Source organism: Chromobacterium sinusclupearum (genome assembly GCF_002902845.1).
In the GTDB taxonomy this organism is placed as follows: domain Bacteria; phylum Pseudomonadota; class Gammaproteobacteria; order Burkholderiales; family Chromobacteriaceae; genus Chromobacterium; species Chromobacterium sinusclupearum.
In genome coordinates this window covers 69,713-84,687 of record NZ_PPTF01000107.1, presented here as the reverse complement: position 1 = coordinate 84,687, position 14,975 = coordinate 69,713, and the positions used below count along the sequence as shown (strand labels likewise).

The following is a 14,975-nucleotide window of genomic DNA, read 5'->3' as shown; positions in this document are numbered from 1 at the left end:
GATGTGGAACATTGCCGCCATGAGGCGGGTTTGCATCTGGCGAGCTGGCTGGCGCTGTCCGCGCCGCGGCAACGCCAGGCCTTGCTGGCCTGGCTGGATGAGCGGGGCTGGCCTGCGCCGGAGCCGGCCGCGCTGCATGAATTCCAGCGCCAGCTGAGGCACGCCGGGGCCGAGGCGTTGCCGATATTGCGGCTGTCTGGCGGGGTGGCGTTCCGCTTCGACGGTGCCATCCAGGCCATGGCCGATTTGCAGCCGCCGGCCGAAGGCAGCCCGCTGCCCGACCTGTCCGGCGGCAAGGCGCTGGATTTGCCCGAGTGGGGCGGCAGGCTGGAGTGGACGTGGCGCGCGCAGGGTTTGCCGGACGCCGCGTTGGCGGCAGGCCTGGCGTTGAAGCCGCGTTGCGGCGGCGAGAAATTGGCATTGACCGTGGGGCGGCGCGAGGTCAAGGACCTGCTGCGCGAGGCTCGCCTGCCGCCTCCGCTGCGCCAGCGCTGGCCCTTGCTGTACGCTGCCGATGGCCAACTGCTGGCGCTGCCGGGCATCGCCGTCGCTGGCGGCGTCGCCACGGGGCCGGGCTGGTGGCCGCTGTGGCGGCTGTCGCCCGGCTGATTCAGCCGCGGGCGGTTTCGAAAGCCGCCTGTCTGTCTACCATTTCCACCTTGTCTCCCAGCGCGCTCAGCGCAATCCCATGCACCATCGCGTCCACTGTGGCGCAGCAATCGCGCAGCACTTTGACCTGGTAAGGATCGGCCGCGCGCGACAGCGCGGTGTGAGTGACGCAGTTCTGCGTCATCATGCCGGTGATCAACAGTTGGTTCACTTCCAGTTTGCCCAGTAGTTCGCCCAGATTGGTATTGAGAAAGCTGTCGGCGTGCGATTTGACCACCACCGGCGCATTCGGGGCCGCGGCCAGCACCTGCGGATGAATCTGCACGCCCACGCTGTCTTTGACGAAAAATGGCGAGGCGGGATTGGCCGCGATGTGCTGAACCAGGATCACCGGGATGTTTTGCGCATGCGCCTGGGCGATGGCGTCCAGCGTATTGGCCAGCGTCTGTTCGGTATTCCATAGGGGATACTTGCCGCCGGCAAAGTAGTCGTTTTGCAGGTCGATGATCAGCAGGGCGGCGCGGCGTACGGTTTGCATGGAAGTCTCCTGTTTCGGTTTGGGGTGAGGTCATTATCCCTAGCGCATGGCTTGCCCGTGAGTGGCCCGAATGACACAATTCGATCATATTGGGCCATCTTGAGGAAACGTGATGAAAACGCGCAGCGTTGCGGTGCTGGCATTCGATGACATCAGTCCCTTTCACTTGTCCGTGCCTTGTATGGTGTTGGGCGAACTGGCGGGCGGGTTCGAGTTAACAGTCTGCGCGGTGCGGCCTGGCGTCTTGCGCAGCAGCGCCGGCTTCGCCTTGCTGGTCGAGCATGGCTTGGAGGCGCTGCGCGCCGCTGATGTCGTGATCGTGCCTAGCTGGCCCGATCCGGCGCGGCAGGCCGAGCCGGAATTGCTGCAGGCCTTGCGCGACGCGCATGAAGCCGGCGCGCAGGTGGTGGGCCTGTGTCTGGGCGCCTGCGTGCTGGCCGAGGCTGGTTTGCTGGACGGCCGCCGCGCCACCACGCACTGGGGCTATGTCGATGCCTTTGCCAGCCGGTTCCCGGCGGTGCGGCTGGATGCGGACGTGTTGTATGTGGAGGACGGCAGCGTGCTGACCTCGGCCGGCACCGCCGCGGCGATAGATTGCTGCCTGCATATGTTGCGGCAGCGGCAAGGCGTGGAGGAAGCCAATCGCGTGGCGCGGCGCATGGTGGTGGCGCCGCACCGGCAGGGCGGGCAGGCGCAGTTCATCGAGCAGCCCTTGCCGCGCGCGGGGCGCGATGCCCGCTTGGGCGAATTGCTGGACTGGCTGAGGGCGAATCTGCGCGACGCGCACACGCTGGATGGTTTGGCCGCGCGCCTGGCGATGAGCCGCCGCACTTTCTCGCGCCGTTTCCATGCCTTGACCGGCGCCACGCTGGGCGACTGGCTGGCGAGCGAGCGCTTGGCGTTGAGCCAGCGGCTGTTGGAGCGCACCAGCCTGCCGATGGAGGAGGTGGCAGAACAGGCTGGTTTGGGTTCCGCCATGTCATTGCGCAGGCTGTTCCGGCAGAAGCTGGGGGTCTCGCCTGCCGCCTGGCGGCAAGCGTTCCGGGGAGGGCAGGCCAACGGGCAAGGCGGTGAATAGTGAAAATGCTTATGGAATGATTTTTGCTCCTCAATCCCTGTTTTTGTCCTGAGGAGCTCGCCATGCAACTGGATAAGGTCTATGCGCAGAGTCATGGGATGGCATCTGGCGCGAAGCCGGCAAGTTTTGCCGGCAACAACGATGGCAATGCGTTTGCCGGCATGCTGAGCCAGGCTGCTCGGCAATTGGCGGGCAGCGCGCCGACGCTGCGTCCCCCGCCGGTTCACGACGGGCCAATGAACGATGAGGACATCAAGTGGATGCTGCCGTCGCGCCAGGCCGTGGCCTTGCATGGCGAGTATGTGCGTCAGCTGCTGGATCAAAAGATGAGCCAGGCCGGCTTGCCCTTGTCGCCGCCGTTTCAGGTGGTCAGCACCGAGGGCGGGAAGATCAAGCTGGCAGGCCAGCGGGCCGATCTGGCGCAGATAGAGCGGCTGTGCAATGACGACAAGGAGCTGGGCAGCGCCATCTGCAACTTGCGGACGATCGCCTCCTCGGTGCCGGAGATGGACGAGGCGGCCGCCTATGTCAGGGCTTGGCAGCAGGCGCGCAATGATGCCGAGCGTATGGCGGTGTTTCGCTATTACTCGGCGAGAATGACTATTCCGGCCAAGGTGGAGACCTGGCTGGGCGGCAATGCCGTCACCGTGAGCGTCAATGGCGAAGTGATGCCGCAGCAGGTCGCGTGAGCGATGCGCCGGCCGCGAGCCTGCGACGAGCGCGGCAGGGCGGCCTAGCCAGCAAAAAGGCCGGGAGCGATCCCGGCCTTGGCTTTGCTGGCAGAGCAGGTTTACAGATCGACCTGCAGGGTGACCGCTGCGCTACGCGGCGCGCCCAGGTTATAGCGCACCGTGTCCGCCGCATTGACCTTGGATGAAGTCGGGATGCGGTAGCTGGTGTTGAACATATTGCTGACGTTCAGCTTGATCGTCGGGTTCTTCAGCACGCCCATATTGCCGAAGCGATAGCCGGCGTCCAGGTCCACCGTGGTGTATTCCGGCACCACTTCGTCGTTGACCAGAGTGGCGAACTGCTTGCCGGTGTGCTTGACGTCGGTGCGGACATACCAGGCGCCCGGCGCGTATTGCAGCGACAGCGCGGCCATCCAGCGCGGGGTCATCGGGAAGTCGTTGCCCTGGGTCTGCAGAACCGTGTTGTTGCCCGAAGAGTCCTTCCAGTTCAGATTGCTCTGAATTTCGCTGTGGTTGCTGGTGAACGAGGCGTAAGCGCTCCATCCTTTGACCGGCACCGTGCCTAGTTCTAGTTCTCCGCCCCAGGTGTGCACGCCGCCCGCGTTGATGTTGACGGATTTCAGTGTGACCGGGTCATAGGAGTTGGCCTGGCGGTTGCTGAAGTCCACATTGAACAGCGAGCCGCTCAACGTCAGGAAGTCTCCCTCCAGGCGATAGCCCAGGTCCGTGTTGACCGAGGTTTCCGGCACCACGTCCGTTGTCAGCACTACCTGGCCATTCACCACTTGCACATTGCCGTTGCTGCTGCTGTAGGCATAGTTGGGGACGGCGCGGTAGTTCTTGGTGACGTTGAAGAATACCTGTTGCTTGGGCGTCAGGTAATAGCGCGCGCCGAAGCTAGGCAGCGTTTCTCGATAAGTCTTGGTGATTTCGTAGTCATAGGCGGCGGCGCAGGTTTTGCTGGAGTTGCCGCAGCCGTCGTTGGCGTGGTTGGTGAAATCGCGCTTGATCTGCGGCGTGCGCAGGCCGGCGTTGACGGCCAGGCGGTCATCCAGGAAGTTGAAGGTGCCGATGGCGAACAGCTGGGTGGAGGTGCTGACGGTATCCCAGTCGCGGTACTGATATACGCTGCCATCCGGCCGGGTGATCAGATTGGACTGCATCCAGACGTCTTGCGGGGAGCCATCGGCGTTGGTCAGGGTTTCCGGACCGGTCTGGATGTGCTGGGCGCGTTCATACCATACGCCAGCCTGCAACAGGTGGTTGCCCCAGCTCTGCTCCATGGTGACGGTGATGCCCGGACGGCGGGTGCGCGTCATACTGCTGCCGTTGACCACGATGGTGTCCAGGGTGTCGCCATCGCCGTTCAGATCCTTGGCGGCGGTGTCGGTGTGGGTGGCCTTGTTCAGGAAGGCGCTTTCAGACTGCGTCTGCTGGCTGGTGGCGCCGCCATAGCCATACCAGAAGTACGGCTGGATCTTGATGCGGGTATCCGGGCCAAGCTTCAGCACGGCATCGACCTTGGCGATGACGTTTTCGAACGGGTTCTGCTGCAGCTGATAGTAGGCGGGGGTCGGACCGGTTTCCTTCTGCGCGGTGCCGTATTGCGGTGGCAAGTGGCCAGGGATGAACTGTGTAGCGTAGTCATAACCGTAGCCGGTTTGCTGCAACTGCTGCAGCGTCGGCGTGCCGAAGGCGTTGCCTATCTGGCGGTTGTACAGCACGGACGCGTTGATGTAGCCGCCGCTGAAGTCGTAGCGGATGCCGGTGTCGACGTGGTCGCGCTTCATGCCGCCTGCGCCTTTCCACTTATCGGTCTCGCTGTGCGAATAACTGGCGAAGGCGCGAGCTTTGCCATCGGCGAACAAGCCGGTGTCGCCGCGCACATAAGTGCGTTGCAGGCTGTTGCTGCCCAAGGTTTGGGCGAAGCGCACGCGGCGCTCTTTCTCCGGATCGCAGGTGACGAAGCTCATATTGCCGCCGCTGGCGCCCATGTGCGGCGCGTCGGTGTCGCTGGAGCCCTGGGTCACCGAGCCCTGGCACAGGTTTTCGATATCGACGAATTCCTGCGGGTAGACCGAATAGCTGCCGGAGTCATTGACTGGCACGCCGTTGATGGTGACGCCGATCTGGTCCGAGTTGAAGCCGCGGATGGTCAGCGCGCCGCCGAACATGCCGGTGTTGTCCTGGCTGGAGGCGTTGACGCCGGGCAGCATATTGATGCCCTGGTAGATGTTGGAGGTGGGGCTTTGCTTCTCCAGCGCGGCCTTGTTGACATCGCTGCGCGCGCGCGTGCCTTCCTGTTGTTGCAGCAAGCCCACTCCCAGCTTGTCGCCGGCACCGGTGATGGTGACGGTTTGCAGCTGGGTCTCCTCGGCGAGCGCCGCCTGGCTGGCCAGCGCGGCGAGCACGGCCAGAGTCAAGGGGCGGATATAGGTCTTCTTATTCATTGAATTTCCTGAAATGTAGAGAAATCAATTTTTCATTGGAATGTATTTTCAGCGCAGCCGAAGTCCTGCCGTGAGGCATGGGTCAATACAGCAAGCACTGCAATGGTTGCTTGAGCGTGGTTTTGGCGCGGGGCTGTGTCCGGCTGAGATGACTTGCGATGGGCGAGAAGAATCGTTACCGGTATGGGTGATTGAACTCGGATATGGCAAATTGCTCAGCGTGGGTTATTTCGCCTTGAAATTATTTTTAAGCGGCAAATCTAGTTCATTGTCATTTCATTTTCAAGAAACAACTATTACAAAAAGAATAAAGAAATATGTCTTTATGTGGAGTTGATTTGCAAAAATAATCAATTAAATAGTGGGCTTCTGACAAAAATGCGGGAATATGTTAATGAAATGTAAGGCTTTGTCGATGGGGTGATGGAAAAGTATGTTGGAATTTATTTTCCAGAATCATGGTTTGATTGATGAGGTCGGAGGGGGCTGGGCGGCTTGAGCAAGCCGCCGGCGGGAAGGCTTAAAGGGGGCGGGCGCGGATGCCGGCGTCGTCCAGCGCCAGGTAGCCGCCGGTTTCCCCATGCCAGTCCCGGATCACCCAGCGGCTGGAAGCGCCGTGGCGGTGGTGGGCGGGGCGATGGGTGTGGCCGTGGATCAGCGTCGGCCAGTCATGGGCGGCCAGCAATTCGCCTACTGCCAGTTCCGTGACGTCGGAAATGGCGCTCAGGCCGGTCTGCTGCTTGTTCATCTCGCTTTGCTGCCGCGCTTGCCGGGCGATGGCATGGCGTTCCGCCAGCGGCCTGGCCAGCATGGCCTGCTGCCATTGCGGGCTGCGGCTGACGGCGCGGAATTGCTGGTAAGCGACGTCGTCGGTGCATAGCGCGTCGCCGTGGCACAGCAGAATGCGCTGGCCGTGGGCTTCCATCAGCGTTGGATCGTCCAGCAAGGCGGCGCCGCTGCGTTGCTCGAAGCCGACGCCCAGCAGGAAGTCGCGGTTGCCGCGCATCACGTATAACGGCGTTTGGGCGGCGAACGCGCGCATCGCGGCCAGCGGCGCTTCCAGATAGGCCGAATCGTCGTCGTCGCCTACCCAGTATTCGAACAGGTCGCCCAGGATGTACAGCGCCTCGATCCGGCCGCGCCAGGCGGCAAGCGTGTCCAGAAACAGCTGGTTGAGCGCCGGGGTGTCGTCGGCGAGGTGCAGGTCGGAAATGAAGTGTATGGCCATGGCTGCTGTGCTATCCGGAGCAAGACAAAGCCGGGGCAGGGCCCCGGCTGGATTTTCGATGCGGACGGTTTAGACGATTTCCGCCTTCTGGATCACCACCGGCTCCACCGGCACGTCCTGGTGCATGCCGGTGCGGCCGGTGCGGACGGTCTTGATGCGGTCCACTACGTCCTGGCCGGCCACCACTTGGCCGAACACGGCGTAGCCCCAGCCTTGGGTGCTCTCGGACTTGAAGTCCAGGAAGTCGTTGTCGGACACATTGATGAAGAATTGGGCCGACGCCGAGTGCGGGTCCATGGTGCGGGCCATGGCGACGGTGTAGGTCTTGTTGGACAGGCCGTTGTTGGCCTCGTTCTGGATCGGGTCGCGCGTCGGCTTCTGGTTCATCTCGGCGTCGAATCCGCCGCCCTGGATCATGAAGCCATTGATCACGCGGTGGAAGATGGTGCCGTCGTAGTGGCCGCTCTTCACGTATTCCTCGAAGTTGGCGGCGGTTTTCGGCGCCATTTCATGGTTCAGTTCCAGGGTGATTTCGCCGAGGTTGGTCGTCAGTTTGATCATTGTGCTTTCCTTTGCGTTGCAGCCGCGCAAGGCGGGCTTACGGTTTGATGGTGACTTTCTGGATGACGATGGGTTCGAACGGAACGTCATCCATGCCGTTCATGCTGCCGGTGCGGGTCTTGGCGATGCGATTGACCACATCCATGCCCTTGGTGACCTTGCCGAACACGGCGTAGCCGGCGCCTTGCGGCGTCGGCGACTTGTAATTGAGGAAGTCGTTGCTGGCGACGTTGATGAAGAACTGCGCGGTGGCGGAGTTCGGGTCAGCCGTGCGCGCCATGGCGATGGTGCCGACATCGTTCTTCAGGCCGTTGCTCGCCTCATTGGCGATGGGCGCGCGGGTGGGTTTCTGGCTCAGCTTGGTGTCGAAGCCGCCGCCCTGGATCATGAAGCCGTCGATCACGCGGTGGAACACCGTGCCGTTGTAGTGGCCTGCCTTGGCATAGGCGACGAAATTGGCCACGGTCTTGGGCGCCTTGGCCGAATCCAGAGTGATTTCGATATTGCCTTTGTTGGTGGCCATTTCGACGACCGGGGCGGCAAAGGCCAGAACGGGCAGGGCGAATGCGGCCAGGCCGCAGATCAGTTTCTTCATGGTCGGGAGACGTGTCGGCAAGAAAGTCGGGCTGTGATTCTAGCACAGCGCGCGCAGCTGGTTGAGGCTGGCGGCGGGAGGCGGGGGCGGCGCAGTCGCTTAATCTTCGTTAAGGAAGTTATGTTTTTTCCTTGCCGCGACAGGGATTCGAGTTTAGACTCCACGCCCTAAAAAGATGCAAGCGCTATCTATTTATCATGCTTGCGCCGCTTTGTCCGGCTCAGCCGGCCAATAAGAAGAACGTTTCAGGAACAAGATATCTATGCAATCTTCCTCGCGCACCGTCCGACTCCTCTCTATTGCCATTGCCTCCTTGTTTGCCGCCAGCCCGGCGGTCCACGCCGCCGGCTTCCAACTGACCGAGCAGAGCGTGACCGGCATGGGCCGCGCCTACGCCGGCGCCGGCGTGGCCGGCGATGACCTGTCCGCCGTGTTCTACAACCCGGCCGGCATGACTCTGCTGTCCGGCACGCGCGTGCAAGGCGGCCTGACCTACGCGGAAATCGACGCGCCGTTCAGCGGCAGCAATACCAGCGTCAGCCATCTGCCGGGCACGCCTCCTTCCACCGTGACTACGTCTGCCAATGACAATGGCCGCGGCGCGGGCGAAGTGATTCCGAACGGTTACTTGACCCACCAGGTCAACGACCAGCTGTTCCTGGGCCTGGGCGTGACCACGCCGTTTGGCTTGGGCGCAAGCTATAGCGACAACTGGGGCGGCCGCGACAACGGCATCTCCAGCAGCATCATGACGGTGGATATCAATCCGTCGCTGGCTTACAAGCTGAACGACAAGTGGAGCTTTGGCGGCGGCGTGTCCGCGCAATACGCCAAGGCGGACCTGAAGCAGGGCGCCTATCTGCCCGGCGCCAGCGGCGAACTCAAGGCCGACAGCTGGGGCTTCGGCTATAACCTGGGCGTGATGTATAGCTATAGCGCCGATACCCGCGTCGGCTTGTCCTATCGTTCCAAGATCTATCACGACGCCAAGGGCGATTACACCAATGCCGGCTTCCCCGCGCCGCTGGGCGGCCTGCTCAATGGCACGTATTCGGGTTCGGCCGAAGTGACCACGCCGGAATGGCTGATGCTGAGCGGCTACAGCAAGCTGAACAGCAAGTTTGCCGTGGGCGCCACCGCGCGCTGGACGCGCTGGAGCCGCTTCGACCAGCTGGTGGTCAAAGGCAGCCCCGTGGTGCCTAAGCTGCCGGGCCTGACGCCCGCGCCGATCGACACCACCACCACCATCGACAACCACTGGAAGAACAGCTGGCTGTTCTCGGTGGGCGGCGATTACTTCTACAGCGAAGCGTTGACCCTGCGCGCGGGCCTAGGCTACGAAACCACGCCGGTGCCGAACCCGCAGCACCGAAATGTGCTGATTCCGGACGCCGACCGCATGTGGCTGACCCTGGGCGCCGGCTACCAGATCAGCAAGCAGGCCAGCGTGGACGTGAGCTATGCCTATCTACGCGCGGTGGGCGACACCAAGATCGACAATACTTCGCATAGCCCGTTCGGCACCTCCAGCCGTCTGCAGGGCGATTACTCCTCGATCAGCGGCCACCTGCTGGGCGTGCAGATGCAGTACCGTTTCTGATCCGGAACCGTATGATCAGACAAAAGGGCACGGCTTATGCCGTGCCCTTTTTTATTTGAAAACGTTGGGAAAAGCCGTCAATGCGCCATGCTCGGCTGGATTCGCTGCGGAGCGTAATGCGGCGTTTCCCGCTCAAGGTTATAGCAGTCCATGCGCCGCATTGGAGGCGAGTAAAGGTGCAGGGTTACCAAGTCTTCTGGCTGTTGATTCGACATTTTATGGATGTCTCTTGCTTGGTTAAGCAAGATGGAGCCGGCTTTGAAATCTCTGGTTTCCGTGGAAATCAATTGGCCATGCGCTGTGGCGGTGAAGCGTTCCTCGCTCGCCGTCCCTTGAATGACCATGACGCCGCAATGACTGCCGTGATGCTTGTGAATGGAGCTGGACTGCTGGCGATGCCAGCAGAACAATAGCAATTCGAAATGCTCATTGCCGTATATCAGGTTGCGGTGGTAATGGCTGCCGCTGAATTTCCAGTAAGGCAGCAGCTCTTCCTGATTGAGCGGCGCATTCTCTAAAAATGTCCGTATTTGTTCCAGTCCCAGTTTCTGATTCAGACGGGCCATGCAGGACAGCCAGTAAATCAATCCGCTCGGGTGGCGGGATTGCTCGAATAGGCGCAAGGTTTCCATTTTTCTCTCCTGGACGGCCGAGCGCTCGGCGCCCGCAATGCTATCGAAATAGCCGGCTATTTTTTATTTGGCTCCGGTAAGATGAATATCGACAGTTTGCGTTAGTACTTTATGCTTGCTTGCGTGTCAGCCCAGGAATCCCGCCGCAGGCTTTTCGATCGTGGGTTTTGGGGCTGGGTCGAGTCCAGAAAAACGTCCCATGCAGCGCCATTTTTATCAGGCCATATTTTAATTGACCAACATATTGGCGGGGGGCTGTGAAGGATTGGCCAGCCGGGCGGAAGAAAACGCTGGCCAGACTATTTAGATGTGATATTCCAGGCAATCCGCGGCATGAAAGACGCGTTGTTGCTGCGGCTCCAAACCGAACAATTCCATTTTCTTCAGCGGCGGCGAATACAAATGCAGCGTGACCAAATCTGTGCCGCTGGGATGCAGGTTAGCGACTTGATGAATGTCCAGATCTCCGTTGATGACAAGGCTACCCGCCGCCATTTCGCGCGTTTCGCGTGGGCAGACTTGACCGGATGGGTTCTGGACGAACACGGTTTCGGTCGCAACGCCTTCCAGCACCTTGACGCCGCACAGGCTGCCCTTGTGATTGTGGATCTGGCTGCGTTGGCCTGGTCGCCAGCAAAGCAGCAGCAGCTCGAAGTGCTCGTCGATATAGATGCGATTGCGGCGGTACTGGGGGTCGTCGAACTGGCGGAAAGGGGCGAGGTCGGCAGTGGATAGGCTTAGAGAATGATAGAAGCGGCGCATCTGTTCCAGATTCAGCGGGGCATCTGCGATGGCAAGTTGGCTGATGGATGCGGCGAGACTGGCTGCCAGGGTGTCCAGGGAGGAACGCGGGGCGAAGGCGCGGGTTTGCATCTGCTTCTCCTTGCATGACTGAGCGTGGCGCGGCCCTGTGGGCCATGCCTTGTTATCGGCGCTTTCCCGTAATATTAAATCGATTCATTATGTCGATTTGCATATAAGGATATTCATGGCGCTGTATTGCGCCATTACGCTGCCAGATATAGACGCTGCAAACCTATGGTCGGTTCGGCAAAAGGATCAGGAAGGCGGATAGAGCGGCAGCTTCATCGTTTGCTTGATGGCATTCAGCACGATGGTGGACTTGACGCTGCGCACCAGCGACAGCTGCATCAGCTTGTTCATCACGAAAGAAGACAGCGATGGCAGGTCGGGAACCACGATGCGCAGCAGGTAGTCGGCCTCGCCGGCGGCGGCGTAGCACTCCAGCACTTCCGGCAGCGCGTGGATGGACTGCGCGAAATCCAGCAGCGCGGCCTCGCTGTGGCGCTCCAGGCTGACATTGGCGAAGGCCATTACCGATAGGCCGACATGCTCAGGATTCAGCGCCACCTGATAACCCTGAATGATGCCGTCCTGTTCCATCCGCTGGATGCGGCGGCCGATCTGCGACGCCGACAGCGGGATGGCCTGAGCCAGCTTCTGGTGCGTGGCGCGGGCATCCAGCTGCAGCTGCTGCAGGATCAGCATGTCGAAGCGATCTATTTCAATTTTGCGCATTTTGAGCAAATTATGACGTTTAATGCGGTAAGTATGCAAAAAATAAGTTTTTAAGGCAAATTTTGCGGACTTGCCGCATTGGAGCGGGGCTAAACTAGAGTAAACCATCCAATCCGGAGCCCCAGACATGAACGACCGCGCCGACTTTGTGGTGCCCGACATCACCACCCGCAAGAATGTCGGACTGAGCCACGACGCCAACGACTACACCCTGCCGCAGCCGCTGGAGCGCTACACCGCGGAAGACCACGCCACCTGGGCCACGCTGTATCAGCGGCAGAGCAAGCTGTTGCCGGGCCGCGCCTGCGAGGAGTTTCTGCAAGGGTTGCGCGATCTGGAGGTGGACCACGACCGGGTGCCGGATTTTGCAAAGCTGAACGAGAAGCTGATGGCCGCCACCGGCTGGAAGATCGTGGCGGTGCCGGGCCTGATTCCCGATGACGTATTCTTCGAGCACTTGGCCAACCGCCGCTTCCCGGTCACCTGGTGGCTGCGCGAGCCGCACCAGCTGGACTATCTGCAGGAGCCGGACGTGTTCCATGATCTGTTCGGCCATGTGCCGCTGCTGATCAATCCGGTGTTTGCCGACTATCTGGAGGCTTACGGCAAAGGCGGCATCAAGGCCAAGGAACTGGGCGCGCTGCCCATGCTGGCGCGGCTGTACTGGTACACGGTGGAGTTCGGCCTGATCAATACGCCGGCCGGCATGCGCATTTACGGCGCCGGCATCGTGTCCAGCAAGTCGGAATCGATCTACTGCCTGGACAGCGCCAGCCCTAATCGTGTCGGCTTCGATCTGATGCGCATCATGAACACGCGCTACCGCATCGACACATTCCAGAAGACTTATTTCGTCATCGACAGCTTCAAGCAGCTGTTCGACGCTACCGCGCCGGATTTTTCGCCCTTGTACCAGCAACTGGCGGATGCCAAGCCGTGGGGTGCCGGCGAGATCGCGCCGAGCGACGTGGTGATCAATGAAGGCGATCGCCAGGGCTGGGCGGATACCGACGACGTGTGAGGGCGCGCACTTTAAGCCAAGCCCGCCTAGCGCAAGCCAGGCGGGCTTGGTATTTGGCGGCTCAGTGCGTCGCGCCGCCGGCGATTTTCGCGTCTTCCCGCTGCGTCAGCGCGATCTCCACTGCCAGCCGCAGCGCCTGTACACAGTCTTCCAGCTTCATGCTGGGCTGGCCGGGATGGCGCGCAGCCTGCTCCGGCAAAAAGGGGATATGGATGAAGCCGGCGCGCGGACCCGCGCGGTGCAGCAGGCCGTACATCACGTGATTGCAGACGAAGGTGCCGGCGGTTTGCGAGACCGAGGCGGGGATGCCGTTTTCGCGCAGCCCGGCGACGATGGCTTTGATCGGCAGCGTGGAGAAATACGCCGCCGGCCCGTCTGTCGCAATGGCTTGGTCTATCGGCTGCTTGCCGGCGTTGTCGGCGATGCGCGCGTCGTCGACATTGATCGCCACCCGCTCCACGCTGATGTCTGGCCGGCCGCCGGCCTGGCCGACCGCGATCGCCAGCTCGGGCGACAGGGCGTCCAGATGGCGGCGCAGTTCCTCCAGCGCCGCGCCGAATACGCAGGGCAATTGTCGGGCCGCGATGCGGGCGCCGGCAATCTCTTGGCCATCGAGGCGGCGCACCGCCTCCCACGACGGGTTGACGCTTTCGCCGCCAAACGGCTCGAAGCCGGTCAATAGCACGGTTTTCATATCGTTTCTCTTTTGCGGATCCTAACGGAACATCAGCCAGTTCAGCAGCGCAGCGTTGACCGCCAGCAGCGCCAGCGCGGTGGGCACCTGGGCCTTGATCACCGCATGCTTGTCTTCCAGCTCCAGCAGCGCCGCCGGCACGATGTTGAAATTGGCCGCCATCGGCGTCATCAGGGTGCCGCAGTAGCCGGAGAACATGCCGATGGCGGCCATGACTGCAGCATCGCCGTGATGGCCGCTGACCAGAAACGGAATGCCTATGCCGGCGGTCATCACCGGGAAGGCGGCGAAGGCATTGCCCATGATCATGGTGAACAGCGCCATGCCCAGCACATAGGCCAGCACCGCCACCCAGCGCAGATCCAGCGGCAGGTAGCTGGTGGCGACGTGGGACACCGCCTTGCCCACGCCGGCATCGGCGAATAGCAGGCCGAGCAGGGCCAGCAGCTGCGGCAGCAGCACCGCCCACCCCATGCAGTCCAGCAGGCGGCGCGTCTCGCGCACGCCTTGCGCCGGGGTTTCGCGCGCCAGCCAGCAGGCGGCAGTCAGCGCCGCCAGGCAGGCGATGCCCAGCGCCAGCAGTGTGGTGTTTTTGGGATCAAACAAGGGCATGCCGGCGATCTTGAAGTCCTTGGCCGCCACGCTCAGCAGCACGGTCAGCAGCGGCACCAGCAGCGAAGGCAGGAAGGCCTTGCCGCCCAGTCGCTTTACGCTCTGCCGCAGCCGGTCGGCGGCGAGCGGCGCATGTTGGCCGCCCGCCAGGCGGCCGCAGCCGGCAATGGCCACCATCGCCAGCACCATGGCGCCGGACAGCTCGGCCGGCAGCAGATCACCGGCCAAAAACAGCGCGCCGAACAGGCCCCAGAACGCTGCGCTGCTGTAGCGGCGCGGATGCTGCCGATCGGTCAGCGTGAAGCCTGCGACGGCCAGCAGTATCGCGCCGACCACCCAGTACAGGTATTCGATGTGCAGGATCATGCGTTTTCTCCCTTCAGCTTGGCGGCGGGCAGGCCGTGGCGCAGCAGATTGCGTTCCAGGCGCAGCAGGCGGGCGCTATGAATCAGGAAGGCGAACAGCGCGGTGGGGATGCCCCACAGCGCGATGTGCAGCGGTTCGGTGGGAATGCCGTTTTCCTGCAGGAAGGTGTGCATCAGGATCACCGCGCCAAACGCGACGAAGATGTCTTCGCCGAAGAACAGCCCCACGTTATCGGTGGCCGCGCTCATGGCGCGCAGCTTGTCCCTTTGTTCCGGCGTCGGTTCGCCGTGGCGCTGCTCCCAGGCGCCCTCGGTCATCGGCGCCAGGATGGGGCGCACCATTTGCGGGTGGCCGCCGAGGCCGGTCAGACCCAGCGCGGCGGAGATTTCGCGCACTAGCAAATAGACCACCAGCAGGTGGCCGACCGTGGCGTTGCGCATCTTGCGCACCAGCTCGCGCGCCTGTTCGCGCAGGCCATGCCGTTCCATCAGCCCCACCACCGGCAGCACCAACAGCACGATCATGGTCAGATTGCGCGTTTTCATGAAGCCGTGGCCAAACTCGGCCAGCAGCGGCAGCGGCTTGATGCCGGAGGCCAGCCCGGTGACGATGCCGGCGGCGCATACCACCAGCAGCGAGTTGAAGCGCAGCACGAAGCCGATGACGACCACTGCTATGCCCAGCAGCGGCCACAAATTGACAGCCTGATCCATGGTTTCTCCTTGGTTTGAGCGTAACGCCGCGCGGTCTTGCCGCCGCG

The 14,975-nt window shown here is 62.0% G+C and carries 17 protein-coding genes; 6 read left to right on the top strand and 11 right to left on the bottom strand.

What is annotated here, in order from left to right:
* Positions 1 to 609 (top strand): tRNA lysidine(34) synthetase TilS (tilS, locus tag C2134_RS22020; RefSeq protein WP_233196531.1); only part of this gene is annotated, 609 nt, incomplete at its 5' end.
* A gap of 1 nt (position 610) precedes the next feature.
* Here the strand turns inward: tilS and C2134_RS21000 are convergent.
* Positions 611 to 1,147, bottom strand: a complete 537-nt coding sequence (locus C2134_RS21000; RefSeq protein ID WP_103321990.1) for a cysteine hydrolase family protein — start codon at positions 1,145 to 1,147, stop codon at positions 611 to 613.
* Between the two features lie 112 nt (positions 1,148 to 1,259).
* Between C2134_RS21000 and C2134_RS20995 the strand changes: the two genes are divergently transcribed.
* Both C2134_RS20995 and C2134_RS20990 read left to right on the top strand, forming a co-directional pair.
* Positions 1,260 to 2,225 (top strand): GlxA family transcriptional regulator, encoded by a 966-nt coding sequence (locus C2134_RS20995; RefSeq protein WP_103321989.1) that lies wholly within the window; start codon positions 1,260 to 1,262, stop codon positions 2,223 to 2,225.
* Between the two features lie 62 nt (positions 2,226 to 2,287).
* Positions 2,288 to 2,914: a hypothetical protein gene (locus C2134_RS20990; protein ID WP_103321988.1), complete on the top strand. Its 627-nt coding sequence runs from the start codon at positions 2,288 to 2,290 to the stop codon at positions 2,912 to 2,914.
* 101 nt (positions 2,915 to 3,015) lie between these two features.
* Here C2134_RS20990 and C2134_RS20985 read toward each other — a convergent pair whose 3' ends face one another.
* Positions 3,016 to 5,367, bottom strand: a complete 2,352-nt coding sequence (locus C2134_RS20985; protein WP_103321987.1) for a TonB-dependent receptor — start codon at positions 5,365 to 5,367, stop codon at positions 3,016 to 3,018.
* Between the two features lie 40 nt (positions 5,368 to 5,407).
* On the opposite strand from C2134_RS20985, the gene C2134_RS21420 reads away from it, so the two are divergent.
* On the top strand, positions 5,408 to 5,704 hold the full coding sequence (locus tag C2134_RS21420; RefSeq protein ID WP_146042243.1) for a hypothetical protein: 297 nt from the start codon (positions 5,408 to 5,410) through the stop codon (positions 5,702 to 5,704).
* Between the two features lie 183 nt (positions 5,705 to 5,887).
* On the opposite strand, the gene C2134_RS20980 is transcribed toward C2134_RS21420, so the two are convergent.
* The 3 genes from C2134_RS20980 to C2134_RS20970 form a co-directional block, all read right to left on the bottom strand.
* Positions 5,888 to 6,595: a UDP-2,3-diacylglucosamine diphosphatase gene (locus tag C2134_RS20980; RefSeq protein ID WP_103321986.1), complete on the bottom strand. Its 708-nt coding sequence runs from the start codon at positions 6,593 to 6,595 to the stop codon at positions 5,888 to 5,890.
* Positions 6,596 to 6,664: 69 nt separating this feature from the next.
* A complete protein-coding gene (locus C2134_RS20975; RefSeq protein WP_103321985.1) occupies positions 6,665 to 7,156 on the bottom strand; it encodes a peptidylprolyl isomerase in 492 nt (163 codons plus the stop codon).
* A 37-nt stretch (positions 7,157 to 7,193) separates the two neighbouring features.
* On the bottom strand, positions 7,194 to 7,751 hold the full coding sequence (locus C2134_RS20970) for a peptidylprolyl isomerase (RefSeq protein ID WP_103321984.1): 558 nt from the start codon (positions 7,749 to 7,751) through the stop codon (positions 7,194 to 7,196).
* 262 nt (positions 7,752 to 8,013) lie between these two features.
* Here C2134_RS20970 and C2134_RS20965 point away from each other — a divergent pair, with 262 nt between their 5' ends.
* Positions 8,014 to 9,351, top strand: a complete 1,338-nt coding sequence (locus C2134_RS20965; protein ID WP_103321983.1) for an OmpP1/FadL family transporter — start codon at positions 8,014 to 8,016, stop codon at positions 9,349 to 9,351.
* 77 nt (positions 9,352 to 9,428) lie between these two features.
* On the opposite strand, the gene C2134_RS20960 is transcribed toward C2134_RS20965, so the two are convergent.
* The 3 genes from C2134_RS20960 to C2134_RS20950 all read right to left on the bottom strand — a co-directional run bounded on the left by C2134_RS20960 (position 9,429) and on the right by C2134_RS20950 (position 11,522).
* A complete protein-coding gene (locus tag C2134_RS20960; protein ID WP_103321982.1) occupies positions 9,429 to 9,983 on the bottom strand; it encodes a cysteine dioxygenase in 555 nt (184 codons plus the stop codon).
* Between the two features lie 303 nt (positions 9,984 to 10,286).
* Entirely contained in the window at positions 10,287 to 10,856 is a 570-nt protein-coding gene (locus tag C2134_RS20955) for a cysteine dioxygenase (RefSeq protein ID WP_103321981.1), read from the bottom strand.
* Between the two features lie 186 nt (positions 10,857 to 11,042).
* Positions 11,043 to 11,522: an Lrp/AsnC family transcriptional regulator gene (locus tag C2134_RS20950; RefSeq protein WP_199180014.1), complete on the bottom strand. Its 480-nt coding sequence runs from the start codon at positions 11,520 to 11,522 to the stop codon at positions 11,043 to 11,045.
* A gap of 127 nt (positions 11,523 to 11,649) precedes the next feature.
* On the opposite strand from C2134_RS20950, the gene phhA reads away from it, so the two are divergent.
* A complete protein-coding gene (gene phhA, locus C2134_RS20945; protein ID WP_103321979.1) occupies positions 11,650 to 12,543 on the top strand; it encodes a phenylalanine 4-monooxygenase in 894 nt (297 codons plus the stop codon).
* Positions 12,544 to 12,604: 61 nt separating this feature from the next.
* Here the strand turns inward: phhA and pcp are convergent, their stop codons facing one another.
* Genes pcp through C2134_RS20930 form a run of 3 tightly spaced genes read right to left on the bottom strand, consistent with a single transcriptional unit; the run spans position 12,605 to position 14,928 of the window.
* The gene (pcp, locus tag C2134_RS20940; protein WP_103321978.1) at positions 12,605 to 13,237 is read right to left on the bottom strand and encodes a pyroglutamyl-peptidase I; all 633 of its coding nucleotides are present in this window, start codon (positions 13,235 to 13,237) and stop codon (positions 12,605 to 12,607) included.
* A gap of 21 nt (positions 13,238 to 13,258) precedes the next feature.
* Positions 13,259 to 14,215: a DUF979 domain-containing protein gene (locus tag C2134_RS20935; protein WP_103321977.1), complete on the bottom strand. Its 957-nt coding sequence runs from the start codon at positions 14,213 to 14,215 to the stop codon at positions 13,259 to 13,261.
* A complete protein-coding gene (locus C2134_RS20930) occupies positions 14,212 to 14,928 on the bottom strand; it encodes a DUF969 domain-containing protein (RefSeq protein WP_103321976.1) in 717 nt (238 codons plus the stop codon). Before C2134_RS20930 ends, C2134_RS20935 begins: the two co-directional genes overlap by 4 nt.
* Positions 14,929 to 14,975: the final 47 nt, after the last annotated feature.